This is a genomic window from Nocardia beijingensis NBRC 16342 (assembly GCF_001612785.1).
Classification (GTDB): Bacteria; Actinomycetota; Actinomycetes; order Mycobacteriales; family Mycobacteriaceae; genus Nocardia; species Nocardia beijingensis.
The window spans coordinates 29,904-53,741 of record NZ_BDBC01000020.1 but is presented as its reverse complement, the minus strand read 5'-3'; the positions used below and the strand labels follow the sequence as shown (position 1 = coordinate 53,741).

Below are 23,838 nucleotides of genomic sequence, written 5' to 3'. Positions count from 1 at the left end.
GAAGTATTTATGTTTCAGATTCCCAGCATTGGCGATACGTAGCGGTAACGTGCCGTTGATCAACGGTATATTGGGAGGCATCCGGCGCGCGATCGCGGCGCCGACCCGCCTGAGTTCCCCTACTTAGGTATGTCTGCGGGCAACCTACCGATGCGCCGAAGTGTCGCCACGCCCGACAATCTGTGAGTCGCACAAGGGCAGCAGATGGGTGTGGGCACATGGGAAGCGTGACACTGTGGATGCAGATGTCGCTCGACGGCTTCGCGGAAGGGCCGGATCAGGAAGTCCACTGGCCGGTGGTGGACGAGGAACTGTGCGAATCGTTCCTGGACGAATTGCGCTCGGCGGACCTGTTCCTCTACGGCCGCAAGACCTACGAGATCATGGCGTCGTTCTGGCCGACGGCCGACGTGGATCCGGCGATCTCGGAGTTCTACGTGGATTTCGCGCGGTGCTGGAAAGAGACGCCGAAACTGGTATTCTCCCGCACCATGTCGCGGGCGAACTGGAACACCCGCGTGGTCGGCGACGACCTCGTCGAGGAGATCACGGCGTTGCGCGCGCAGCCGGGGTGCGACATGGTCCTGTTCGGCGGCGCGGAGACGGCGTCGGAGTTCATGAAGCACGACCTGATCGACGAGTACCGGTTGTTCGTGCACCCCATCCTGCTCGGTGGCGGGATCCCGCTGTTCCCGACGCCCGCGGTGGTGTCGGGGCTGCAACTGGTGGACGTGATGACCTTCGACAGCGCGGTGGTCCAGATGCACTACCAGCAGACGGCCCCGGCCAGGTAGGACGCGGCGCGGGAAGCGCGAACCGGCCCCGGTGACCGCGCGGACCCCGGACGTAACCTCTGATTGTCGAGCGCGTTGCCGCGTCGTCGGCTAACTTTCGTTTTATGTCCCTGGTTCAGGCACGTGGCGACGTGCTGCCTGCATCCACCAGTGAATTCGTCGGCCGGGAAACGGAATTGGACCGGCTGAGCGCGCTGCTGGACGGCGGCGCCCGCCTGATCACGCTGGTCGGGCCGGGCGGGATCGGCAAGACGCGACTGGCGGCGGAGGCGCTGCGCCGCGGCGTCCGCGCCCGCGGCAGGCCGGTGTACTGGGCGCGGCTGGCCGGATCGGAGGCCGACGGCACCGCCACCGCCCAAGACGTGATGCAGTCGGCCGTGCGCGCCGACCTCGGTTCGCCGCCGACTCGATCCGCGCTGGTGCGCACCTTCACCGGTGCGGACCGTTCCGCCGAGCGCGCCATCCTGGTCTTGGACAGCTGCGAACACCTGCTCGGCGCGGTCGCGGCGATGATCGACGAGTTGCTGGAAGCCACACCGGGACTGACCGTCCTTGCCACCAGCCGCGAGCCGATCGGCTGGGCCGACGAGTACATCCTGCCCGTGCCGCCGCTGTCGCCGCGGCAGTCGCTCGAATTGTTCCGGCAGCGGGCCGAACTCGTCGGGCGGGCGATCCCGGACGAGCGCGATGCGACGGCCGTCGCCGCGCGGATCTGCCGCCGGGTCGATCACAACCCGCTGTTCATCCGCCTGGCCGCGGCGCGCCTGCGGCATCAGCCGCCGATCATGGTGCTGCACGAACTCACCGGCGACGCGGACGACAAACGGCTGCACTGGACGCACGGGGCACGAGCGGGCGCCGAACGGCGCCACCGCGGCGTCTACGACGTGATCGCGTGGTCGTTCGCGCTGTGCGGCGCTTCCGAGCAGTTGCTGCTCGAGCGGCTGTCGGTCTTCGCCGCCGGGTACGAGACCGACGACGAGTCGCTGCGCGGCGGCATCGAACTCGACGCCGCGATCGCGGTGTGCGCCGACGACGACCTGCCCGCCGGCGCGATCGAACATCTGCTGGAGCGGCTCACCGAACGGTCGCTGGTGTCCGTGCACCTCACCGCGACCACGGTCAGCTGGTATCTGGTGGGAAGCGTCCGTGTGTTCGCCCGCGAGCGGCTGAGCCGGCGGGGCCGCGCCGAACTCGACCGCCTCGCCGCACGGCACCGCCGGTATTTCCGGGACAAGGTGGTCGCCGGGCAGGCCATGTGGCTGGGCCCGCAGGATCAAGCCTGGCTGGCCTGGGCGCGGTCGGCGTGGAACGACATCGTGCTCGGCATCGAGTCGGGCTTGGCGGACCCGGCCGAAGCCGTGGTCGCGCTCGAGACCGCCACCGTGCTGTTGTCGATGAAGGTGCCGTACGTCAAATCCGGCGCGGGCGTGCTGACCCGGTTGACCGAACGCGCGCTGGAGGCCACCCGTGGGTCCGGCCTCGGCCCCTCCGGGCTTGCCGACCTGGCCACCGCGCTGCTGGGCTGGATCGCGCTGTGGGAAGGGCGGACCGATCACATCCCACAACTCCTCGCCGACCGCGCGGCCCTGCCGCCGGGCGCTGACCCGCGCGACACCGACACGGATTTCGGTCTGCCCGCGCCGGTCGAGTGGATGTGGGGACTGGAACTGATGCTCGTGCGCGGCGACCGGCGCGCGATCGCCGTCCTCACCCGTGCCCGCCGCAAGTTCGCCGAACAGGGCGATCGCATCGGCGCCGAGCGCAGCGACGTGTTCGTGGTCTTCTGCGCCGCCCTCGTCGGCGACCGGCGGCAGGCGCTGGAGCACACCGAGCGGTTCCTCGCGCGGTCGGCGTCGTCCGGCTCGACGCTGTCGCGCGCCTGGGCCGAGATCGCGCGCGCGGTGGCGCTGGCCAAGCACGAGTCCGCCGCGCAGGCGCTGACGCTGACCAACGGGGTGCTCACGCGGTACCGCGGCGAACCGGACACCTGGACCGCGAGCTGGGCGGTCGGCGCGCACATCGTCGCGCTGGCCCAGGTGCTCGTCGCCGAGCGCGCCGAGGGCCGTGATCGCGCAGCCTGCGCCGACACCGCGACGGAGATCGCCTATCTGGTGGGCAGTTTCAAATCGCGGCAGCGCTCGATGGGCATCTCCGTCGAACGGGTCCCGCTGATCGCCGCCGAGATCCGCGGCGCGGCGGAGGTCGCCCGCGCGGTGCTCGGCGACCGGGCCTACGCCGCCGCCGAGCGCAGAACGCGGCTGCGTCCCGAACTGGACGCGCTGTGGTGCTCCACCGCGGACGCGGTCGCGGCCCCACGGCGGCCGGATCGCCCGGTCGCCTCCAGACCGGTGCCGCGGCGGCCCGCTTCGCGCTGGGACGATCTGTCGGAGGCCGAACGCGATGTCGCCGTCTTCGCGGCGGCGGGCTGGCCCAACAGCGCCATCGCCGCGCACCGGCGCAGTTCGATCCGCACGGTCGACGCGCAGGTCGCGACCATCCGGCAGAAGCTGATGATCGCCTCGCGCGCCGACATCGCCGCCCACATACCCGATGAGCTGGCCGATCGGGTCAGGTACGAATCCGAGCGGCGGCCGCGACGCGGTCACCGAAAAAGGACCGGCCGCAACCATTAGGCTGCTCGAGCGGTGAATTCCCGGATCGGTAGGTGCGTCGGCATGTCGGAGGTGAACAGCGGTGGCGACAACGGCCCCACCGCGCCCGGTGAGTTCGTGGGCAGGGACGCCGAACTACGGCGGATAGAAGCTCTGCTCGGCTCGTCCAGCGCCCGGTTGATCACCCTGGCCGGGCCCGGCGGCATCGGGAAGACGACGCTGGCGGTAGAAGCCGTGCGGCGCTATCGCGGCGCGGCGCGGCACCCCGTGTACTGGACCCGATTGGCCCGGCTCGTGCCCGGCGCGGAGACCGGGGCGGTCGCCGAGGAAGTGCTGCTGTCGGTCGCGAAGAACGGCATCGCGGGCCGCTCCGCCTGGGACGGCTTGGTCGAGATCTTCGCCGACGGCCTCGTCGACGGCGAAACGCACCGGACCATCCTGGTGCTGGACAACTGCGAACACGTGCTGGCCGGTGTCGGCCCGCTCGTCATCGGGCTGCTGCAGGCGGCCCCCGGCCTGACCATCGTCGCGACCAGCCGGGAGCCGATCGGCTGGATCGACGAGCAGTTGGTGACCGTGCCCCCGTTGTCGAGCGTGCACGCCCTCGAACTGTTCCGGCGGCGGGCCGAGCGCACCGGGCGGCCGATTCCCGAGGATCCCGGCCAGCTCGACATCGCCACCCGCATCTGCGGGCACGTCGACAACAATCCGCTGTTCATCCGCCTGGCCGCGGCGCGGCTGCTGCACCGGCCACCCGCGATCGTGCTGCGCGAGTTGTCCGGTGACACCGAGGATCGCCGCCTGCAGTGGACGCACGGCGCCAGGGGTGGCGTCGGCGAACGGCACCGCAGCGTGCGCGACGTGATCGCCTGGTCCTACGGTCTGTGCACCGCGCAAGAGCAGCTGCTGCTGGACCGCTTGTCGGTGTTCGCCACCGGTTGCGACGCCGAGGACGACGAGACGCCGTGCGGCGGGGCCGACGTGGACGCGATCGTGGCGGTGTGCGCGGACGCGGCGCTGCCCGCGGAGCGGATCGGCGGCCTGCTGGAGCGCCTGGTCGAACGTTCGCTGCTCTCGGCCCGCATCACCGCGTCGACCGTGCGCTATTACCTGCTGGAGAGCGTCCGGGTGTTCGTGCGCGACCGGCTGTCCGCCCGCGGCGACCACCTCGACGAGGCGCGGCTGCTCGCCCGGCATCGGCGGCACTATCGCGACCGCGTCGCCGCGGGCCCCGCCTTCTGGTACGGCCCGAGGGAACAGGAGTGGATCGACTGGGCCCGCGCGGCCTGGGACAACATCCTCATCGCCATCGAGACCAGTCTCGCCGATCCGGAGGAGGCCGTGGTCGGGCTGGAGACCGCCGCGACGCTGATGGCCTTGCGCGTGCCGTTCATCACCGGGTCCAACCGCGCCATCACCAGCCTGACCGAACAGGCGCTGGAGGTCACCGCCCAGGTCGATCCGCCGCCGACCCGGTTGCGGATCAACGCGACCGCACTGGTGGGCTGGATCGCCATCTGGCAGGGCAGGCACGCCTATACCGCGCAACTGCTGGACGAATGCGCCGCGGAGTGCCTGTCGGATGCGCGACTGCGGCGCCGCTGGCGCGAGACGACGGCGACCGACGCCGGTCTGCCCGCGGCGGTGGAGTTCACCTGGGGGCTCGAGCTGTTGCTGATCCACCTGGACATCCGCGCGGTGGACGTGCTGGCCAGGGCGCGCCGGAAATTCGCCGTGCTCGGCGACCGGGCCGGCGAGCAGCGCAGCGAATTGTTCGAAGCGCTCACCTACGCGAACCTGGGGGACGCCGACGTCGCGCTCGGAGCCGCGCGCAGGCATCTGGACCGGGCCGTGGCGTCCGACGCGGGCTGGGCGACCTCATGGGCGGAACTGGCCTGGATGATCGCGGTCTCCCGGCACGGTGACGCGCGGGAGGCGGTCACGCTCGGGAAGTCCATCCTGGAACGCCTGCTGATCACGGGGGACACCTGGACAGCCGGCTGGGTCGCGCATTTCATCATGATGGCGCTGACCTACCTGCTGTCCGACCGGATCGAGGCGGGGGACACCGACAGCGCCGAGGCGTACGCCGCCGCTACCGAGATCGCCCATCTGCAAGGCGGGATCGCCACACTGCACCGCTCCATGGGCATCGTCGCCGATCGGGTGACCCTGGTGGCCAGGGGCACCGCGCAGGCCGTCGCCGCGGTCACCGCGGTCCTCGGCGCCGAGGCGCACGAGGCGGCGGTCCAGCGCGGCGCGCGCCTGCGTCCCGAACGCGACGAACTGCAATCGCTGCTGCTCGGCAGGCTGCCCGCCGACCGAATGCTGCCCGCGCGGCAGCCGCAGGCCAGGTCGACGGCCTCGCGCTGGGACGAGTTGACGCCCGCGGAACGCGAGGTCGCCGTGCTGGCCGCCGCGGGCTGGGCCAACAGCGCCATCGCCGCGCGCAGGGGCAGTTCGATCCGGACGGTCGACGCCCAGGTGGCGACCGTACGCAGGAAGCTGATGGCGGCCACCAGGGCCGACATCAGCTGGCATGTACCGGACCACCTCGAGGAGCGGATCCGGCTGGAATCGCAGCGGCGGCCGGCGCGAACGCGAACACGCCCGTGACCGCTGCGGCGGTCACGGGCGTGCAGGTAGTCGGGTCGGTCAGGTCAGCGAGCCGTCGTAGCACAGGCTCGACGACCGCCAGGAATGCTGCGGGCCGGTGCCGGGATCGAAGGTCCACTGGTCGATCGATCCGGCGGCCTTCCACCACACGGAGCCTCGTCCGTCCGAGACCACCTGGTAGACGTCCTCGGAGCCCTCGATGAGCTGGCTTCCGACGCAGTAGTCGTTGTATTCCGTGCCGTACTGGCGGGCGCCGGGGCTGAACAGGCCGGCGGGGTGGGTGTAGGCGCCCGGGTTCGGCACGGTGCTGCCCTGCCGCACGGCGTTGCCGCGGTGCCAGTAGGGCGCGCCGACGGCATCGGTGCCGCAGTGGAAGGTCCAGCCGCCCGCGACGACCGTGGTGCCCTGTCCGTAGGCGCCCCCGGCCCAGAGGCAGGCAGCGCCCTGAGCCTCGGCGGTGCCCGCGCCGAGGCTCAGGCCGCCCGCCGCCACCGCTGCCGCCGCCAGCAGGGTGAGCGTCCGTGCCGTGCCGCGCTTGTCGTCGTGCGCGGTCGTCCGGCGAAGCCCGTTGATCTTAAACATGGGTGTTTCTCTTTCGTGCGCTATCCCGGCCGGAGTGGATTTCCGGGATGGGTGATACTTCAAGTAGTGTGCCGCTAGATAGCGGTACGATCAGTCCAGGTGGACGTCACGGAAAGGTTGTGGGTGCGAGTGCGCGAGCCGGTCCGGCGCTCACTGGCACCAGCGGGCCTGCGGGCGGCAGACGGTGTAGCCGCTGCCGTCCGGGCGGGCGACGCGCGACCAGCTGGGGCTGACCGAAGCCTCGCCCGTGGGGGTGTCGGCCGGCGCGGGACGGCTCTGGCGCTGGTGGTAGTCGCGGATGGCGTCGTCGTGCTCCTCCGCGCGCAGCGGGTCGTTGTCGCTGTGGTTGTAGCCCATCGGATCGATCTGGTGCCAGCCGTGGGTGTCGCCGGTGCCGTTGCGCGGGTCCGATGGGCCCGAGTGCGACTCGGCCCCCGCGATGCCCGCTGCGGCGGCGGTGAGCATGCCGACGATCGCGGTACAGGCGAGCAGTCGCCGTGCGGCGGAGTGATTGGTGGCGGTCATCGTAAGTCTCCGTTCGGGATTCGAGCCGTGCCCGGCGACACGGTTCGAGCGGCGGCGGTGCGGCGAACGTCGATGGTCGTGGTTGCCGCGCGAGGTGGGGGCGGGGTAGGGATCGGGGCGGCATCCGTCGCGGACGTCTCGTCCGCGGGCCGGTGCCGGTCGGCTCGGTCCCGGTTGTCGGGATGGGAGGAGCCCGGCCTGTCGTATCCGTGGCGGCCCGGGTCTGCGGGGCGCGGTGCCGCGACGATCGCGTCGGGCCCGGCCAGCGCCTCGGCCTGCGCCGGGGTTTCCGGCGTGGCCGCTATCGCGCTCACGATCAGCGGGCGGACGAGCCAGGTCTGTGTCCGTCGCTGGTGCGGCGTGATGCCGGTCATTGTTCGCGTCCGTTCATCTCGCCACCTCGGGCTCGGGGATCGGTCCGGTGTGGTCCGATCGGCGGGTCCCTGTTTATCGTGCCGTTGGATAACGTCACATTAATGGACGGGTCGATGTCTTGTCGAGTGCTTTCTCGAGCATGGGAAGAGTTGCCGCGTTTTCCGCGCGGCCCGGCATCGTGACCAGCGGCGATGCCAAGCGTCTCGAACCCGAGGGGCTGCGCGACCTTCCATGGGTGGCGCATTTCCGGTCCGGAATCCGCGTTCAGCGGACGCGGTGGTAGACCGCAGCGGGAAGCGATAGTGATACGGCACTCGAGCCGGAAGTGACGTGGGTCGCAGCGGTATGGGTCCGAGGCGCGGGTGTGTCTCCGCGCCGAACGGCGCGCCGGAGCGTTGCTGATTCCCGGCGGAAGTAAGCCCGGCATGCGCCGAGTCCGCAGTCCGGAGATGGACGGCGGCGGTCACCCGCGGCCCGCTGCGGTGGGCGCGATGAATACGCAGCGCTGGAATCGCATCGCCCGGCGAGGAGGAATTGGGTCGCGACGCGAAAAAGGGCGCCTGCCGCGATGGCAGACGCCCTTATGGGGTCGCTGGATCAGGCTTCGGTGACCGCCGCGTACGCCGGCGCTCCCGAACCCGTGGCCGCCGCGGGCACGCGGCTCGGCTTGGCGGCGGCGGGGTCGCGGAACGGCGCCTCGATCACGGCGCGCTCCTGCCAGAGGTAGTACAGCGCCATGGCGAAGATGCTGGTGCCGATCACGTTGGCCAGGAAGTGCCACCAGATGCGGTAGGTCGACGCGCCCGCGCCCGGGTCGAGGAGGCCGAAGAAGGTGGACAGCCCGATCGCCTTGGTGCCGAACGCCACCGTCAGGGTGAGCGCGAGATGCTCGAGCCCGTGGATGCCCTGCATCAGCACACCCATACGGCCCCACTTGCGCGCCTTGCTCTCCAGGGCGTGATGGGTGACCAGCGCGACGCCGACCAGTCCGGCGAGGAAGTGGAAATTGCCCACCAGATGGAGGATTTCCATGCCGAGCGACGGCTTCATGTGGTTCACCTGACCGAAGCCGTTGGCCAGGCCGGTGCCCCACGGGGTCATCCACGACGGCGAGTTGGGGTGCTGGACCCAGTATCCGACCTGGGCCACGTGCTCCTGGAAGTGACCGATCTGGGCGATGACGCCCAGCGCTATGACACCGAGCGCGGTACGGAACATCCACGGTCGCAACGGCTTACGAATCGCGACGGCGAGTACGCCGACGGCCGCCCACATGACGACCATCCAGGCCACCATCAAGATCGCACCTAGGATGTCCAACCCGGTGGCTTCGGCTGTGTGGTTCATGGGAACCGCCCTTCTGCGCGCCCTCCGGCAACGGCGACGGATGGGGGGAGTTGCTACGGAAACGCGCGAAACGCGTTGTCCGCAAGATACAAGGTGGCGACGGTCCGTGTCCGCGATTTTCGAATGTCCTGGACTCCCTCACAATTCGCCCGCAGTCATATCAAGGTCGTATGAGAAGTGCTCAAGGCGTTCGCAGGAAGCCTTCGACGATGCGACGGGCGCGGTCGGCGGCGTCCGGGTCGCCGATCCGCAGGGCGGTATTCGTCGCGCAGAGCACCGCGTCGATCTGGAACGCGGCCAGATCGGCGTCCAGTTCGGCGATCTCACCGGCGGACGCCGCCGCGCGCAGCTCCCGCGCCAGCAGCCGCACCCACGCTCGCTGGTCGCGGAACAGGGCGTCGCGCACCGGCCCCGGCTTGCTGTCGTGCTCGGCCATGGTCGCGGCACGGAAGCATCCGCCGGGAAACAGCGGCGTCGTGGCGTAGACCATCCAGTGCTCCACCAAGGCGCGCAAGCGGGCGACGCCGTGTGGCGCGGACCGCGCGGGTTCGACGACCGCTTCCACGAACCGGTCGCGTGCGTGGTCGACGGCGGCTAGCTGCAACGCCTCCTTGGTGCGGAAGAGGGTCTGGATCCCGGCCTTGCTCAGTCCGGTGTCCTCGGCCAGCCTGCCGAAGCTCAGGCCGTCCAATCCGTCGAGCGAGGCGATGTCGACCGCATGTCGCAGCACCGTGGCGCGGGTCCTGGCGCCACGCAGCAGGCGTTTGTCGGTGATCTCGGCGGTTCGCGCGCCACTTTCCATACGGTCGATCGTACTTCTGACTGCTGTGGACCCGCGCCGGCTGCATCCGGAATCCGGTCTCCGGGTTCAGGCGCGCTCGTAGGGCCAGCTCCAGTCGGCGACCTCCGGGATGTCCTCACCGTGTTCCCTGGTCCACGCGCGGGCCGTCCACCGCGCGTCGGCCATCTCCTGCCGCAGGCCCGCGGCCCGTTCGCGCAGGCTCGGCACCCGATCGATGACGTCCATCACCAAGTGGTAGCGGTCCAGATCGTTGAGCATCACCATGTCGAACGGCGTGGTGGTGGTGCCCCGCTCCCGATAACCCCGGACGTGCAGTCCGTCGTGGTTGGCGCGCCGATAGGTCAACCGGTGGATCAGCCACGGATAGCCGTGGAAGGCGAAGATCACCGGCCGGTCCCTGGTGAACAGGGTGTCGAACTCACAGTCCGGCAGGCCGTGCGGATGTTCCTCGCGCGGTTGCAGCCGCATCAGGTCGACCACGTTCACCACCCGGACGCGCAGCTCGGGCAGGCGTTCCCGCAGGATCGCCGCCGCGGCAAGGGTCTCCAGCGTCGGTATGTCACCCGCGCAGGCGAGCACCACGTCCGGTGTGGTGCCCACCTCGTCGCCGTGGCAGGCCCACGGCCAGATGCCGATCCCGCGCGCGCAGTGCTCGGCGGCTTCGGTCACCGACAGCCAGTCGGCCTGCGGCTGCTTGCCCGCGACCACCACGTTCACGTAGTGGCGCGAGCGCAGGCAGTGGTCGTAGGTGGACAGCAGCGTGTTCGCGTCCGGCGGCAGATACACCCGCACGATCGAGGCCTTCTTGTTCAGCACCACGTCCAGGAAGCCGGGGTCCTGGTGGGTGAAGCCGTTGTGATCCTGGCGCCACACGTGCGAGGACAGCAGGTAGTTCAGGCTGGGGATCGGACGCCGCCACGGCACCGCCGAACTGGCGTCGAGCCACTTGGCGTGCTGGTTGAACATGGCGTCCACGATGTGGATGAACGCCTCGTAGCAGGTGAACACGCCGTGCCTGCCGGTGAGCAGATAGCCCTCCAGCAGCCCCTGGCACATGTGTTCGGACAGCACCTCGATCACCCGGCCCGCGCGGTCGAGCTTCTGATCGCGCGGATCGATCTCCTCCTGCCAGTTGCGGCCGGTGACCTCGAGGATGTCCTGCAAGCGGTTGCTGGCCAGTTCGTCCGGCGCGAAGGTGAGGAAGTTGTCCGGATTGCGCCTGGTGACCTCGCGCAGCCAGCCGCCGAGCACCTTGGTCGCCTCGTGCGAGGTCGCGCCGGGCGCGGTGACCTCGACGCCGAAGTCGCGCCAGTCCGGCAGGCGCAGGTCGCGCAGCAGCGTGCCGCCGTTGGCGACCGGATTGGCGCTCATCCGCCGATCGCCGACGGGCACCTGAGCGGTCAGCTCCGGCACCGGCTTGCCGTCCTCGTCGAACAGCTCCTCCGGGCGGTAGGACCGCAGCCACTGTTCCAGCACCGCGCGGTGCCCGTCGTCCGAGCGCGCCGCGGGCAGCGGGACCTGATGCGCGCGGAACGTGCCCGCCACCTGATCGCCGTCCACCACCGGCGGACAGGTCCAGCCCTTGGGTGTGCGCAGCACGATCATCGGCCAGCTGGGCCGCGTCCCGTCGGTGCCGTCGCGCGCGGCGCGCTGGATCCGGGCGATGCGGTCCATGCTCGTGTCCACCGCCGCGGCCATCGCCTGATGGACGGCAGCGGGATCGTCGCCCGCGACGACGACCGGCTCGTAGCCGTAGCCGCGCAGCAGCGTCAGCAGCTCCGTTTCCGGGATGCGGGCCAGGATGGTCGGATTGGCGATCTTGTACTCGTTCAGCGCCAGGATCGGCAGCACCGCGCCGTCCCGCGCCGGATTGAGGAACTTGTTCGCATGCCAGCTCGTCGCCAGCGGTCCCGTTTCCGCCTCGCCGTCGCCGACCACGCAGAACACGGTGAGATCGGGATTGTCCAAGGCGGCGCCGAACGCGTGCAGCAGTGAATAGCCGAGCTCGCCGCCCTCGTGGAAGGAGCCGGGCGTCTCCGGTGCGCAGTGGCTCGGCACGCCGCCGGGAAAGGAGAACTGGCGGAACAGCGCGCCCATGCCGTCGGCGTCCTGCGCGATGTGGCTGTAGACCTCGGAGTACGTGCCCTCCAGCCAGCCGCAGGCGTTCGGGCCGGGACCGCCGTGCCCAGGCCCGGCGACGAAGACGGCGTTCAGGCCGCGCTGCCGGATCGCGCGATTGGCGTGCACCCAGACCAGGTTCAGGCCGGGCACCGTGCCGAAGTGCCCGAGCAGCCTGGGTTTGATGTGCTCGGCGCGCAGCGGTTCGCGCAGCAGGGGATTCGCCGTCAGGTAGATCTGGCCGACCGCGAGATAGTTCGCGGCCCGCCACCACGCGTCGATCGACGCCAGCTCCTCGCGCGTCAGTGGTCCCGGCACGTCCGCCAGCCGATAGGGACGCGGTGCGACGGTCCGGCCGCCGGTGCTGCCGACGTTGTCCGCCGACGTATCGCCACCCGCACTCGCCATATGGGTCATGGGCCGACTCTCCTCACGCTCTCGGCATCGGGACGGCGGCGCACGCCGTCCCGGTCCTGCAACGGTTGCCGACCGGAATCGACAACGCCGGACGGAGAATTCACCGCCAAGCCTAGCCGCCGCGGCTTCCGAGCGTGTCGTGTGAAGTCCGTCCGGCCCGGCGGCCGCGTTTGGTCTAGGGTCCGCGGCATGCACATTCTCGGAAGGATCATCGGGGTCGGCGTCCTCGCCGCGACCACCGTCGCGCTGGCGGCCTGCGGCTCGGACGACAAGTTCGCCACGGCCGTCTCCACGACGAGGACCACCGTCGCGGCGGGGCCTTCCGCGCAGCGCCCGGCCACGCCGAGCAAGGGCAGGGAGTGCACGGCCGACGATATCGGGGTCAGCGGCGATTTCGGCGCCGCGCCGAAGATCACCCTGCCCGACAACTGCGACCCGCCGAAGCAACTGATCGTCAAGGACCTGAAGGAAGGCAGCGGGCCCGCCGCCGCGCCCGGTCAGCAGCTGACCATGAACTACGCGCTGGTCACCTGGTCGGACAAGAAGACGCTGGACAGCTCGTTCGATCGCGGCAAGCCGTTCCAGCTCACCCTGGGCGCGGGCCAGGTCATCGACGGCTGGGACCAGGGGCTGGTCGGCGTCAAGGAAGGCGCGCGCCGGTTGCTGATCGTGCCGCCGGAGCTGGGCTACGGCGCGGGTGGACGCGGCATCGCGCCGTACGAGACGCTGGTCTTCGTGACCGACGCGGTGTCGGTGGGGAAGTAGACCGGCCGCTCACGGCCCGCCACGGGCACCGCCGGGTGCAGGCCCGCTCGGCCGGTCAACTAACCTGGTCGGGATGCGTGGCGTACGCCGCACCCCTCGTCGTCTCGGCCGAGGCCGGGACTCCGGTTCGGATCGGCGCCGGTGGGGGAGCGCGGCAGCCGGCGTAGGGCCGCCCCGCCCGTCGTTCCGAACCGGGAACGCCGGGGGCGTGGCGCCGCAGAACGAACGTCAACCAGTACGAACAACGAACAAGGAGCATGTCCGTGAAGAGCACCGTCGAGCAGCTGAGCCCGACCCGGGTCCGGATCAATGTCGAGGTGCCCTTCGAGGAGCTGAAGCCGGATTTCGACCGCGCGTACAAGGCACTGGCCAAGCAGGTCCGCATCCCCGGCTTCCGTCCCGGTAAGGCGCCGGCGAAGCTGCTCGAGGCCCGTCTCGGCCGTGGCGCGATCCTGGAGCAGGTCGTCAACGACGCGCTGCCCGGCCGCTACAGCGAGGCGGTGACCACCTCCGAGGTGAAGGTCATCGGTCAGCCGGAGATCGAGATCACCAAGATCGAGGACGGCCAGGAGCTGGCCTTCACCGCCGAGGTCGACGTGCGTCCGGAGATCACGCTGCCGGACTACTCGGGCATCGAGGTCACCGTCGACGCGTTCACCGTCGGCGACGAGGACATCGAGGAGCAGTTGCAGTCGCTGCGCCAGCGCTTCGGCACCCTGACCGGGGTCGAGCGCCCGGTGCAGAACGGTGACTTCGTCTCCATCGACCTGTCGGCGACCGTGGACGGCGAGGAGGTGCCCGAGGCCGCCACGACCGGCCTGTCCCACGAGGTCGGCTCCGGTCAGCTCATCGAGGGCCTCGACGAGGCGCTGGTCGGATTGTCGGCGGGCGAGTCGAAGGAGTTCACCTCGAAGCTCGTCGCGGGCGAGCACGCGGGCAAGGACGCGGTCATCACCGTGACCGTGCAGACCGTCAAGGAGCGGGAGCTGCCCGAGGCCGACGACGAGTTCGCCCAGCTGGCCAGCGAATTCGACACGCTGGAGGAGCTGAAGGCCGATCTGCGCAGCCGCGTCGAGCGGGTCAAGAAGGTGCAGCAGGCAGGCGAGATCCGCGACAAGGTGCTCGACACGCTGCTCGAGCAGGTCGAGGTGCCGCTGCCCGACGCCGTGGTGCAGGCCGAGATCGACGCGGTGACCCACGACGCGGTGCACGGCTTCGACCACGACGAGGCCAAGTTCGCCGAGGCGCTCGAGGCGCAGGGCAGCACCCGCGAGGAGTTCGACGCCGACACCAAGCAGGCCGCCGAGAAGTCGGTCAAGACCCAGCTGCTGCTGGACGCGATCGCCGAGGCGGAGGGCACCCAGGTCGGCCAGGAGGAGCTCACCGAGCGGATCCTGTTCCAGTCGCAGCGCTACGGCCTGTCCCCGGAGCAGTTCATCCAGCAGGTGCAGCAGGCGGGCCAGCTCGGCGCGATCTTCGCGGACGTGCGGCGCGGCAAGGCGCTGGCGGGCGTGGTCGGCCAGGTGACCGTCACCGACTCCGCGGGCAACCGGGTGGACACCGCCGAAATGTTCGGCGCGCCCGGCGATTCCGCGGACGAGGACGCGGCCGAAGAGACGGCCGCGGCGGACGCCGAATAAATCCATGGAATGTCGGCGTGATCGACGCCCGCGAGGTGCGCTGATTGCGCTGTGAGCGAAGAAAGGGCGGTACCGGGAGTTCGGTGCCGCCCTGCTTCGTTAATGTTTGTGACGGCAAGTTGGATGGCCATATCCGACCGGGTGCGGCATATCCAACCAGTGATGGCTATGTGGCAATCCGCAACGAGCCGGCGAGAGAAGGCAGGTATCCGTGACAATCAACCAGGCAGGGGTCATGACAACCGCGACTGCTGGTCTCAACCTCAGTGATTCGGTGTACGAGCGCCTGCTGCGTGAGCGCATCATCTTCCTCGGCACCCAGGTCGACGACGACATCGCGAACAAGCTGTGCGCGCAGATCCTGCTGCTCTCGGCGGAGGATCCCACCAGGGACATCTCGCTCTACATCAACTCGCCGGGCGGATCGGTGACCGCGGGCATGGCCATCTACGACACGATGCAGTTCGCCGAGTGCGACATCGCCACCTACGGCATGGGCCTGGCCGCGTCCATGGGGCAGTTCCTGCTCACCGCGGGCACCAAGGGCAAGCGCTACGCGCTGCCGCACGCGCGGATCATGATGCACCAGCCGTCGGCGGGGATCGGCGGCTCGGCGGCCGACATCGCGATCATGGCCGAGCAGTTCGCGCACACCAAGCGGGAGCTGAACGAGCTGCAGGCGCTGCACACCGGCAAGTCGGTCGAGCAGGTCACCGCCGACGCCGACCGCGACCGCTGGTTCACCGCGGCCGAAGCCCTGGAATACGGCTTCATCGACCACGTGATCAGCCACGCGAATCAGGCCAACGGCGCCAAGAAGTAACGCACCGGATCACCCACAGGCCCCCGGACACCTCGAACGTCCGGCCGCCGCACCGACTTTGGAGACGAAGATGGCCAATTCGATCGACCCGCGCGCCGGCCTGTCCGGCATGGCACCGCAGAGCCCGCAGGCGCGCTACATCCTGCCGTCGTTCATCGAGCACTCGAGCTTCGGCGTCAAGGAGTCCAACCCGTACAACAAGCTGTTCGAGGAGCGCATCATCTTCCTCGGCGTGCAGGTGGACGACGCCTCGGCGAACGACATCATGGCGCAGCTGCTGGTGCTGGAGTCGCTGGACCCCGACCGCGACATCACCATGTACATCAACTCGCCCGGTGGCTCGTTCACCTCGCTGATGGCTATCTACGACACCATGCAGTACGTGCGCGCCGACGTCGCCACCGTCTGCCTTGGCCAGGCCGCGTCGGCCGCCGCCGTGCTGCTGGCCGCGGGCACGCCGGGCAAGCGCGCCTGCCTGCCCAACGCCCGCGTCCTGATCCACCAGCCCTCGCTGGAGGGTGGCATCCAGGGTCAGGTGTCGGATCTGGAGATCCAGGCCGCCGAGATCGAGCGCATGCGCCGCCTGATGGAGACCACGCTCGCGCGGCACACCGGCAAGGACGCCGACACCATCCGCAAGGACACCGACCGCGACAAGATCCTCACGGCCGAGGAGGCCAAGGAGTACGGGATCATCGACACGGTCTTCGACTACCGGAAGCTCAGCGCGCAGAAGTAAGGCGCGAATCGCCGTTTCCGGCTGGTCCGGGACGGCGGGGCGAATTGCCGATCCCGGCGGCGGTCCGCTCTGAATTGCTTCGTGACAGGGGAATTCCGGCCGGGGAGTACGCAATCGGGCATACCGCCCGGCCGGACCGCCCACGCCCCACCTCGGATTCGAGAATTCGTTCGAACCGACGGCGCGGCGCGGCGGGCGGTGCGGAGGTGTCGACGCGGCTCCGGCGAGGGCTTCGCGCTTCGGCGTCGTGACGACTCGCACAACCCGCGCGAGAAACATGCGCGAGTTGTCGACCTCCATCCCGAACACCGGGTACGGTCAACCTAGGGACCTTTGCTCCCGGTTGACGGCACTGCCCCACCGGCCACGAGATCAGCCGATGCGTTTGCGGCTGCGAAAGTGGTGGACAGCTGGCAACCTGGACGGACGGTTGCACGCGGACAAGGAAGTAGGGACCCACGAGATGGCGCGCATCGGAGATGGCGGCGATCTGCTGAAGTGCTCGTTCTGCGGAAAGAGCCAGAAGCAGGTCAAGAAGCTCATTGCGGGACCAGGGGTGTACATCTGCGACGAGTGCATCGATCTCTGCAACGAGATCATCGAGGAGGAACTCGCCGAATCCAGCGAGGTGAAGCTCGATGAGCTGCCCAAGCCCGCCGAGATCCGGGAGTTCCTGGAGAACTACGTCATCGGCCAGGACACCGCCAAGCGCACTCTCGCGGTGGCCGTCTACAACCACTACAAGCGCATCCAGGCGGGCGACAAGGGGCGCGACAGCCGCGGCGAGACCGTCGAGCTGGCCAAGTCCAACATCCTGATGCTCGGTCCCACCGGCTGCGGCAAGACCTATCTGGCCCAGACGCTGGCGAAGATGCTGAACGTCCCGTTCGCCATCGCCGACGCCACCGCGCTGACCGAGGCCGGGTATGTCGGCGAGGACGTCGAGAACATCCTGCTGAAGCTGATCCAGGCCGCCGACTACGACGTCAAGCGCGCCGAGACGGGCATCATCTACATCGACGAGGTCGACAAGATCGCCCGCAAGAGCGAGAACCCGTCGATCACCAGGGACGTCTCCGGTGAGGGCGTGCAGCAGGCCCTGCTGAAGATCCTGGAGGGCACCCAGGCGAGCGTGCCGCCGCAGGGCGGGCGCAAGCACCCGCACCAGGAGTTCATCCAGATCGACACCACCAACGTGCTGTTCATCGTGGCGGGCGCCTTCGCCGGTCTGGAGAAGATCATCTCCGACCGCACCGGCCACCGCGGCATCGGTTTCGGCGCCGAGGTGCGCTCCAAGGCCGAGATCGACACCACCGATCATTTCGCCGACGTCATGCCGGAGGACCTGATCAAGTTCGGTCTGATCCCCGAATTCATCGGCCGTCTGCCCGTGGTCGCCTCGGTGACCAACCTGGACAAGGAATCGCTGGTCAAGATCCTCTCCGAGCCGAAGAACGCGCTGGTCAAGCAGTACGTCCGGCTGTTCGAGATGGACGGGGTCGATCTCGAGTTCACCGACGACGCGCTGGAGGCGGTCGCCGATCAGGCGATTCTGCGCGGCACCGGCGCGCGTGGCCTGCGGGCGATCATGGAGGAAGTCCTGCAGCCCGCGATGTACGACATCCCCAGTCGCGACGACGTCGCCAAGGTGGTCGTCAACGCGGACACGGTCAACGACAACGTCCTGCCCACCATCGTGCCGCGCAAGGCGCAGCGGCCGGAGCGCCGGGAGAAGTCCGCGTAATTCGGGTGTGGCGGCCCGTGGTAGTGGGTACTCCTTCGTGAGGGTTGAACAAACAGCCTAGTTCCGGCGTTCCGCGCCGGGGCGCATGATTCCCGCGAGCGGCTCGCGGGCGACTGGACCGAGGTCCTCATGTCGGCAGGCTTGGCCAATCCCTCGTACGTTCTCACCGCGGCTCGCAATGCCGATCATCCCGCCGAGCGGCTCAAGATCTCCGTCACCGTGCCGAGCGATTCCGTCACGCTGTGCGCGCTGGCCGGCGAAGTCGATCATTACACCGCCGAAGTGTTTCGCCGCAGGCTGATCGGCTCGCTGGGTACGGCGGCGCCCTTGGTAGTGGTCGATCTGTCGAAGGTCACCTTCTTCGGGGTCGCCGGGCTGCATGTGCTGGTCGACGCGCGGTCCATGCTGGCCGAGACCGGCCGCAGGATGCGCCTGGTCACCGGGCCCCGGTGCGTGGACCGGCTGTTGGAGCTGGCCGGTGACCTGGCGCGCTTCGAGACCATGTCGAATCTCGCCGACGCCGTGCTCGACGCGGCGTGAGGCGGTTCCGGTCGTTACCATCGGGGCATGTTCGCCAACCGGCGCTTGGAGCGCGAGGTCGACGCCCTGCACGCCAAGCTCGATCTGATCATGCGCCATCTGGGCATCGAAGCGCCTGCTTCGGCCGCGCCGCCGCGTGCCGTGCCGTCGGTCCCGCACGGCGACGGCATGGCCGAAGTCGATGCGCTTCTCGCGCAGGGCAAGAAGATTCACGCGATCAAGCGGTATCGCGAACTCACCGGGTGCGGCCTCAAAGAGGCCAAGGACGCCGTCGAACGGCGATATCCGTACTGATCATCCGGGCGTACGACCAGCACCCGGACGACGGCTCGAACACTGTCGCTGTCATGTGCGGGTAGGCGCGCCGCTTCCGAACGACTTGTGCTGCGCCGCAGCGGTATAGACCTAGCCGTGTGCGCCCTGGACGACGGGGTTGCGCAGATCCACCGGGAAGTCGACGTCCGCGCTGGACAGGCTGTCCGCCGGGGAGCGTTCCGGCAAGGGGTCGTGCCCCGTCGGGTCGGGCAGACTGCGCACCTGCTCGGTGGCGTAGCCGATCGCACGTCCGTATCGCGCGCTCGCGGCATCGTGGATGAGCAGGGCGACGCCGATCATCACCGGGGCGACTCCGTGCACGCCCGCGTCGAACCACCGCCCCGCGCTCACGTACGGGTAGGTGTTCAGCCCCACGGTGAGCGCGAGCAAAGCCATCTCGGCCGCCGCCACCTGGCTGCGGCTGTCCAGCACGCCCCATTCGGTGACCTTGTTCGTGCCGATCATGATGATGATCAGCGACACGCTGATCATCGCCTCGAGCAGGTAGCTGAACCAGTACAGCGGGTCGTCCGGCCCACCCGGCGCGATGTTGTGCTGGACGTTGACCGCCGACCACAGCATTCCGGCGGCGACGACGCCGGCCAGCGCGCCGAGCGACCAGGAGCGGTGCCGGTACAGCGAGGCCAGCCTGGCGTGCGGGCTGGAGGCGCGCCGCTGCGCGGCGATCGCCTTTCGCGCCAGCAGCAGGTCTCTGATCTCGGCCTTCTCGATGGCCTCCGCGGTGTGCCGCGCCCGGTCGGAGGCGGCGGCGCCCGCCTCGGCGTGCTTCCAGCGCTGGTCGCGGTCCTGGGTCCGGATGCGTTCGGCCAGTTCGCGTTCGGCGAGCAACTCCTCCTCCGACAGCGCGCCGGTCAGCGCGGGGTCGAACTGGTAGGCGAGCCGGCCGCGGGCCTTCTCGACTCGTCTGGCCAGCCGTGCGACGTCGTCGTCGGGGGTCTGTTCGTCGAGCATGCGGCTCCAAACGGTCGGGCGGAGGGGAACTCGAGACACCGAAGACGCCGACACGGCCTATTACGCAACCGAACTCGCGAAGATAGCTCGCAGGCCGCGGCACGGCCAGGCGACGTCAACACCTCTTATTCTTAGTGCATTCCGGGCCGGAGCGACAGCCCGGAGCGGACGCGGCGCTGAAGTGCCAGGTGAGCCCGGACGATTTCCGCAGCGCCGCGGCCGTTTTCACGCCCAGGGCACGCGGCAGGAATCGGTGCTGAAGCCCTGGGCGGTGATGCCCAGCGCCGAATTGAACCTGGCGCGTGAGTTTTCCAGCGCGATCTGGTAGCTGAGCTCGATCACGCCCGCACGGCCGAACCGCCGCTCCAGGTCGGCGACCTGTTCGTCGGTGACCGTGGTCGGCGTCGCGGTCATCGCGTCGGCGTAGGCGATGGCGGCGCGCTCGTCGTCGGAGTACAACGGCGAGGTCGCGTAGTCGGCGATGTGTTCCAGCCGCGCGACGTCCAGCTCGCCCAGGCGCATGAGCATGGCGCCGAAGTCGACGCACCAGGAGCACCCGATCGTCCACGCCGTGCGATAGACCGCGATCTCGCGGATGACGGCGGGGAGAGCGGTGCTGGCCTTGTCGACCATGGTCTCGTGGACCGCGTTCGCGCGCAGCAGTTTCGGGTGGTTGGCGGTGACGGCGAAGGGCTCCGGCACTTCACGGAAGCGGCGCTTGGCCAGCCGGTACAGCAGCTTGGTCGTCGGTCCGGCCTGCTGCGGGGTGACGGCGGCGATACGGGTGGCGCCCATGTCGATCTCCTTCGATCAGCGGATGTGGTTCCTACTTCTCGGACGAGAGACCGCGCCGGAATGTGATGGGGCCGCGATGTGACGTGGCGCACCCGGCCGTCGCGCGCTACTCGGGCTCGACCCGCATGTCCTCCTGGCTCCAGTAGGCGCGCATCCCGGTGATCCGGCCTTCCTCGTCGAACTCCATCACGTCGATCGGCGACAGGACGAAGCGCTGTCCGCCGACCTTGGTGACGATGGTGAACGGGAACGCGGCCTGATTGCCCGCGATCCTGACATCTTCCGGCCGCAGTTCGGTCTCCCGATCCAGTGCGGCGAGCACTTCGTAGAACTCGCGGATGGCGTCGTGGCCCTGCTTGGGCGCGGTGCCGACGGGGTCCTCGACGATCGCGTCGGGCGCGTAGAGCGCGACGATGTCCTCGGTCGGGCCGGACCCGACCAGCTTGACGTACTGCTCGACCACGTCGCGTATCTGCTTGGGCACCGAGTCTCCTTCGAAGTGAAACGTGTTCTAGTTCGTAGCCTAGCGCGTCGGCGCGCCCGATTCGATCCCTTCGCTTCGTTCGGTAGACCCGTCCGCGCTGCGGTGGAGGAGCAGGGCGTGGCTGACCGGCGCGCGTCATCCGGCGGCGGCGAACGTGGGTGCGGTGCGTGAACCGGGATTCGGAAAGGTGGAACATCGTCCGGTCGCCGCTCGCGACGCGGTGCACCCGGCGCGGCGAGATGAGGGCGCTGCGCCGGTAAGCGTCGGCCGCGAGCGTGAAGGGAGCGTTGAACCCGACGGCGAGGCAGCGCACGGCGGTCGCCGCGACGCGGTGATGGTCCGCGCCGGATCGTCTGGCGGGCTCGTGCTCAGTACCGCGGACGAAGGCGTTCCCGGCGGGGGCTCGGCCTCCTGCCGTCATGTCGTCCGTGCGAACCGGACGTTGTTCTGTTGTGCGGGGTGAAGGGGCCGCTCGGAGTCACTCGAGCGGGCTCGGGGGGATCGCCGTTGATCCCCCCCCCCAGGTTCGCCGTTGAACCATGACCCGCGCTCGGCATCTGTTGACTTTGTCGGGAACACCGGCCCTCGTGTTACCGCGCGACAGCCGAGTCGCTGCCGGAGGCGCCCCGTGTTCGGCATGAGCCATCGGGTGAGCCGAACCGGCTGCGGAACAGCCGCGTGAGGTGATGGTCCTTTCGTCCTTTTCGTCCGGCGAGCGTCGGCCGTTCACCGGTTCCGACGGCGCGGAGCGGGGAAATTCATCGCTATTTCCGCTGTTCGCGCGCGGTGTGTCGAGCTTGCGCTCCCGGTGCCGTGCTGTTTACTCGGTCCGGTCAACCAGATGTTCGAGTGACGAGTGGAAGCGGAGGAGACATGGCACTGCCTACCATGACCGCAGAGCAGCGCACCGAGGCCTTGGCCAAGGCGGCTGCGGTCCGCAAGGCACGCTCCGAACTGATCGGCAAGGTGAAGGCGGGCAAGGTTTCGGTCGCGGATCTGCTGAAGAAGGCCGACTCCGACGAACTGGTGAAGAAGACGAAGGTCGCGGCGGTGATCAAGGCGCTGCCCGGTGTCGGGCCGGTGAAGGCCGCGAAGTTGATGGACCAGGCGGAGATCCCGGAGGATCGCCGGATCGGTGGGCTCGGGGCGCGTCAGCGGGCGGCACTGCTCGAAGCGCTGAAGGACTGACGGGCGGGGAATTCGGAAGACGCGGCGTCATCCGCGGATTCACCGGATCACGCCCGTGGTGATCTCCCACGGGCGTCCCGGACTCGGCTGCCGGGTTTGCCGCTCGGCGGACGGCGGCGCGGGAAACGCAGCGTCACCGGTCGCGGCTCCGAGAGGGGCAACTCGCCCCGTGGCGGCAGGAAGAGGCAGACCGCTCCGCCGACCACCAGCAACAACGCCGCGATCAGGCTGGCGGTGAAGCCGGCTGCGCCGAGCTCCGCGGGCTGGTGCAGGACGTGGTACAGGAAATGGGGCACACCGAAGGTGAGCCAGCCGACGCCCGCGATCCGGGCCGCGGTGGTCCGGTTGACCACCAGCGCGGCGATCGTCACCGCGGTCAGCGCCAGGAAGAAGGCCCCCACGTCGGCTGCCAGATGGTGGTTGTACGGGCCGTCCGACGCGACCCATCGGGCGCCGAAACCCGGAAAACTCGTGTACCAGGAGTGCGGCGCGAGCGTGGCCCAGAGCCCGACGATCGCTCCTTGCACCGCCAAGACGGCCAGCACGATCCGCGTCAGCAGCAGGCGGCGGTACTGCTCGAACCGCATCCGCACCCGCAGGCCATCGGAGTTCCCCTCCACCGAGATCCGCATCGGCCGCTCCGTTCTCGCAGAATCCGTTCCGGCGCCGTGCAGTCACGGTAGAACGGGCGTCCGGCGCGGGCAATAGTGAGTCAGGCCAACAACGAGTCCGCGCCCGGCACGGCGCGGATCCGCTCCGGGACGGTGTAGACGTTCATGGTGTCGCCGCGGAGGAAGCCGACCAGGCTGAGTCCGGCGTCAGCGGCGAGATCGACCGCGAGCGAGCTCGGCGCCGAGACCGCGCCGAGCATCGGGATTCCGGCCATGACGGCCTTCTGCACCAGTTCGAACGACGCGCGCCCGCTCACGATCAGCACCGAATCATGGGCGGGTATCAGGGATTCGCGCAGTGCCCAGCCGATCACCTTGTCCACCGCGTTGTGCCTGCCGATGTCCTCGCGCACCGCGAGTGCTTCGCCGTCGGCGGTGAACAGGCCCGCGGCGTGCAAGCCGCCGGTGGCCTCGAACACCGATTGGCGGTCGCGCAGCAGGCCGGGCATCGCGGCGAGCACCCGGGTATCCACCACCGGGCCGCCGGCGGGCAACGGAAACCGGGTACGGGTACGGACCTCGTCCAGGGCCGTCTTTCCGCACAGTCCGCAGGCGCCTGTGGTGAGGAAGGAACGAGCCGGGACCGGGACAGGGGTGCGCAGAGTGATGTCGAGGACGTTGTAGGTGTTGCGGCCCTGGTCGTCGGTGCCCGCGCAATAGCGGGCGGCCACGATGTCCTCCGCGGAGCCGATCACGTCTTCGCTCAGCAGGAATCCGTGCACCAGGTCGATGTCGTTGCCGGGGGTGCGCATGGTGACCGTCAGCGGTTGCCCGCCGATGCGGATCTCGAGGGGTTCTTCGACGGCGAGCGTGTCCGGGCGGTGGATCTCTCCGCTGGAGGAGATCCGGCGCATCCGGCGGCGGGCGGTGACGCGGCTCATGCCGTGTCCCCTTCGGGGCGAGGGGCGCTCATCGCGCGGGGCGTGCCGCCCGCGCGGCGTTCCCCGGCGGCGCGAGCGAGCCCGTGTGGG

The 23,838-nt window shown here is 69.4% G+C and carries 21 protein-coding genes; 11 read left to right on the top strand and 10 right to left on the bottom strand.

The window, feature by feature from the left end:
* Nucleotides 1-218 precede the first annotated feature (218 nt).
* The 3 genes from NB3_RS14385 (at nucleotide 219) to NB3_RS14375 (ending at nucleotide 6,025) form a co-directional block, all read left to right on the top strand.
* Nucleotides 219-794, top strand: a complete 576-nt coding sequence (locus NB3_RS14385) for a dihydrofolate reductase family protein (protein ID WP_067802418.1) — start codon at nucleotides 219-221, stop codon at nucleotides 792-794.
* Between the two features lie 104 nt (nucleotides 795-898).
* Nucleotides 899-3,430 (top strand): ATP-binding protein, encoded by a 2,532-nt coding sequence (locus tag NB3_RS14380; protein WP_067802415.1) that lies wholly within the window; start codon nucleotides 899-901, stop codon nucleotides 3,428-3,430.
* A 42-nt stretch (nucleotides 3,431-3,472) separates the two neighbouring features.
* The gene (locus NB3_RS14375; protein WP_067802412.1) at nucleotides 3,473-6,025 is read left to right on the top strand and encodes an ATP-binding protein; all 2,553 of its coding nucleotides are present in this window, start codon (nucleotides 3,473-3,475) and stop codon (nucleotides 6,023-6,025) included.
* Between the two features lie 39 nt (nucleotides 6,026-6,064).
* On the opposite strand, the gene NB3_RS14370 is transcribed toward NB3_RS14375, so the two are convergent.
* From NB3_RS14370 to NB3_RS14350, 5 genes are all read right to left on the bottom strand, one after another.
* Complete coding sequence (locus NB3_RS14370) at nucleotides 6,065-6,607, bottom strand: hypothetical protein (protein ID WP_067802409.1); 543 nt, start codon at nucleotides 6,605-6,607, stop codon at nucleotides 6,065-6,067.
* Between the two features lie 150 nt (nucleotides 6,608-6,757).
* Nucleotides 6,758-7,132, bottom strand: coding sequence for a hypothetical protein (locus NB3_RS14365; RefSeq protein ID WP_067802406.1), 375 nt, complete (start codon nucleotides 7,130-7,132; stop codon nucleotides 6,758-6,760).
* 972 nt (nucleotides 7,133-8,104) lie between these two features.
* Entirely contained in the window at nucleotides 8,105-8,854 is a 750-nt protein-coding gene (locus NB3_RS14360) for a DUF6008 family protein (RefSeq protein WP_067802403.1), read from the bottom strand.
* A gap of 181 nt (nucleotides 8,855-9,035) precedes the next feature.
* On the bottom strand, nucleotides 9,036-9,656 hold the full coding sequence (locus NB3_RS14355; RefSeq protein ID WP_067802400.1) for a TetR/AcrR family transcriptional regulator: 621 nt from the start codon (nucleotides 9,654-9,656) through the stop codon (nucleotides 9,036-9,038).
* 66 nt (nucleotides 9,657-9,722) lie between these two features.
* Nucleotides 9,723-12,191 carry a phosphoketolase family protein gene (locus NB3_RS14350; protein WP_084486235.1) on the bottom strand — a complete coding sequence of 823 codons (2,469 nt, stop codon included), beginning with the start codon at nucleotides 12,189-12,191 and terminating at the stop codon, nucleotides 9,723-9,725.
* A 189-nt stretch (nucleotides 12,192-12,380) separates the two neighbouring features.
* Here NB3_RS14350 and NB3_RS14345 point away from each other — a divergent pair, with 189 nt between their 5' ends.
* The 7 genes from NB3_RS14345 (at nucleotide 12,381) to NB3_RS14315 (ending at nucleotide 18,736) form a co-directional block, all read left to right on the top strand.
* Nucleotides 12,381-12,956, top strand: a complete 576-nt coding sequence (locus tag NB3_RS14345; RefSeq protein WP_067802395.1) for an FKBP-type peptidyl-prolyl cis-trans isomerase — start codon at nucleotides 12,381-12,383, stop codon at nucleotides 12,954-12,956.
* A gap of 263 nt (nucleotides 12,957-13,219) precedes the next feature.
* Complete coding sequence (tig, locus tag NB3_RS14340; protein WP_067802798.1) at nucleotides 13,220-14,596, top strand: trigger factor; 1,377 nt, start codon at nucleotides 13,220-13,222, stop codon at nucleotides 14,594-14,596.
* Between the two features lie 235 nt (nucleotides 14,597-14,831).
* Nucleotides 14,832-15,419: an ATP-dependent Clp protease proteolytic subunit gene (locus NB3_RS14335; protein WP_067802392.1), complete on the top strand. Its 588-nt coding sequence runs from the start codon at nucleotides 14,832-14,834 to the stop codon at nucleotides 15,417-15,419.
* A 70-nt stretch (nucleotides 15,420-15,489) separates the two neighbouring features.
* Entirely contained in the window at nucleotides 15,490-16,158 is a 669-nt protein-coding gene (locus NB3_RS14330; RefSeq protein ID WP_039796610.1) for an ATP-dependent Clp protease proteolytic subunit, read from the top strand.
* 463 nt (nucleotides 16,159-16,621) lie between these two features.
* Nucleotides 16,622-17,902 carry an ATP-dependent Clp protease ATP-binding subunit ClpX gene (clpX, locus tag NB3_RS14325; RefSeq protein WP_067802795.1) on the top strand — a complete coding sequence of 427 codons (1,281 nt, stop codon included), beginning with the start codon at nucleotides 16,622-16,624 and terminating at the stop codon, nucleotides 17,900-17,902.
* Nucleotides 17,903-18,031: 129 nt separating this feature from the next.
* On the top strand, nucleotides 18,032-18,442 hold the full coding sequence (locus NB3_RS14320) for an STAS domain-containing protein (protein ID WP_067802387.1): 411 nt from the start codon (nucleotides 18,032-18,034) through the stop codon (nucleotides 18,440-18,442).
* A 27-nt stretch (nucleotides 18,443-18,469) separates the two neighbouring features.
* Complete coding sequence (locus NB3_RS14315) at nucleotides 18,470-18,736, top strand: ribosomal protein L7/L12 (protein WP_067802384.1); 267 nt, start codon at nucleotides 18,470-18,472, stop codon at nucleotides 18,734-18,736.
* Between the two features lie 111 nt (nucleotides 18,737-18,847).
* On the opposite strand, the gene NB3_RS14310 is transcribed toward NB3_RS14315, so the two are convergent.
* The 3 genes from NB3_RS14310 to NB3_RS14300 all read right to left on the bottom strand — a co-directional run bounded on the left by NB3_RS14310 (nucleotide 18,848) and on the right by NB3_RS14300 (nucleotide 21,008).
* Nucleotides 18,848-19,729, bottom strand: a complete 882-nt coding sequence (locus NB3_RS14310) for a hypothetical protein (RefSeq protein WP_067802381.1) — start codon at nucleotides 19,727-19,729, stop codon at nucleotides 18,848-18,850.
* Nucleotides 19,730-19,954: 225 nt separating this feature from the next.
* Nucleotides 19,955-20,524 carry a carboxymuconolactone decarboxylase family protein gene (locus tag NB3_RS14305; protein ID WP_067802379.1) on the bottom strand — a complete coding sequence of 190 codons (570 nt, stop codon included), beginning with the start codon at nucleotides 20,522-20,524 and terminating at the stop codon, nucleotides 19,955-19,957.
* Nucleotides 20,525-20,630: 106 nt separating this feature from the next.
* Entirely contained in the window at nucleotides 20,631-21,008 is a 378-nt protein-coding gene (locus NB3_RS14300) for a nuclear transport factor 2 family protein (protein WP_067802376.1), read from the bottom strand.
* Between the two features lie 873 nt (nucleotides 21,009-21,881).
* On the opposite strand from NB3_RS14300, the gene mihF reads away from it, so the two are divergent.
* Nucleotides 21,882-22,196, top strand: coding sequence for an integration host factor, actinobacterial type (mihF, locus tag NB3_RS14295; protein ID WP_039796616.1), 315 nt, complete (start codon nucleotides 21,882-21,884; stop codon nucleotides 22,194-22,196).
* A 47-nt stretch (nucleotides 22,197-22,243) separates the two neighbouring features.
* On the opposite strand, the gene NB3_RS14290 is transcribed toward mihF, so the two are convergent.
* Nucleotides 22,244-22,828, bottom strand: a complete 585-nt coding sequence (locus tag NB3_RS14290; protein WP_174553201.1) for a hypothetical protein — start codon at nucleotides 22,826-22,828, stop codon at nucleotides 22,244-22,246.
* Nucleotides 22,829-22,908: 80 nt separating this feature from the next.
* Nucleotides 22,909-23,748 (bottom strand): formate dehydrogenase accessory sulfurtransferase FdhD, encoded by an 840-nt coding sequence (fdhD, locus tag NB3_RS14285; RefSeq protein ID WP_067802373.1) that lies wholly within the window; start codon nucleotides 23,746-23,748, stop codon nucleotides 22,909-22,911.
* Nucleotides 23,749-23,838: the final 90 nt, after the last annotated feature.

Coding starts and splice junctions, on each gene's coding strand:
- NB3_RS14385 (WP_067802418.1), top strand. CDS start 219: ATGGGAAGCGTGACACTGTGGATGCAGATGTCGCTCGACGGCTTCGCG.
- NB3_RS14380 (WP_067802415.1), top strand. CDS start 899: ATGTCCCTGGTTCAGGCACGTGGCGACGTGCTGCCTGCATCCACCAGT.
- NB3_RS14375 (WP_067802412.1), top strand. CDS start 3,473: ATGTCGGAGGTGAACAGCGGTGGCGACAACGGCCCCACCGCGCCCGGT.
- NB3_RS14370 (WP_067802409.1), bottom strand. CDS start 6,607: ATGTTTAAGATCAACGGGCTTCGCCGGACGACCGCGCACGACGACAAG.
- NB3_RS14365 (WP_067802406.1), bottom strand. CDS start 7,132: ATGACCGCCACCAATCACTCCGCCGCACGGCGACTGCTCGCCTGTACC.
- NB3_RS14360 (WP_067802403.1), bottom strand. CDS start 8,854: ATGAACCACACAGCCGAAGCCACCGGGTTGGACATCCTAGGTGCGATC.
- NB3_RS14355 (WP_067802400.1), bottom strand. CDS start 9,656: ATGGAAAGTGGCGCGCGAACCGCCGAGATCACCGACAAACGCCTGCTG.
- NB3_RS14350 (WP_084486235.1), bottom strand. CDS start 12,191: ATGACCCATATGGCGAGTGCGGGTGGCGATACGTCGGCGGACAACGTC.
- NB3_RS14345 (WP_067802395.1), top strand. CDS start 12,381: ATGCACATTCTCGGAAGGATCATCGGGGTCGGCGTCCTCGCCGCGACC.
- NB3_RS14335 (WP_067802392.1), top strand. CDS start 14,832: ATGACAACCGCGACTGCTGGTCTCAACCTCAGTGATTCGGTGTACGAG.
- NB3_RS14330 (WP_039796610.1), top strand. CDS start 15,490: ATGGCCAATTCGATCGACCCGCGCGCCGGCCTGTCCGGCATGGCACCG.
- clpX (WP_067802795.1), top strand. CDS start 16,622: ATGGCGCGCATCGGAGATGGCGGCGATCTGCTGAAGTGCTCGTTCTGC.
- NB3_RS14320 (WP_067802387.1), top strand. CDS start 18,032: ATGTCGGCAGGCTTGGCCAATCCCTCGTACGTTCTCACCGCGGCTCGC.
- NB3_RS14315 (WP_067802384.1), top strand. CDS start 18,470: ATGTTCGCCAACCGGCGCTTGGAGCGCGAGGTCGACGCCCTGCACGCC.
- NB3_RS14310 (WP_067802381.1), bottom strand. CDS start 19,729: ATGCTCGACGAACAGACCCCCGACGACGACGTCGCACGGCTGGCCAGA.
- NB3_RS14305 (WP_067802379.1), bottom strand. CDS start 20,524: ATGGGCGCCACCCGTATCGCCGCCGTCACCCCGCAGCAGGCCGGACCG.
- mihF (WP_039796616.1), top strand. CDS start 21,882: ATGGCACTGCCTACCATGACCGCAGAGCAGCGCACCGAGGCCTTGGCC.
- NB3_RS14290 (WP_174553201.1), bottom strand. CDS start 22,828: ATGCGGATCTCGGTGGAGGGGAACTCCGATGGCCTGCGGGTGCGGATG.
- fdhD (WP_067802373.1), bottom strand. CDS start 23,748: ATGAGCCGCGTCACCGCCCGCCGCCGGATGCGCCGGATCTCCTCCAGC.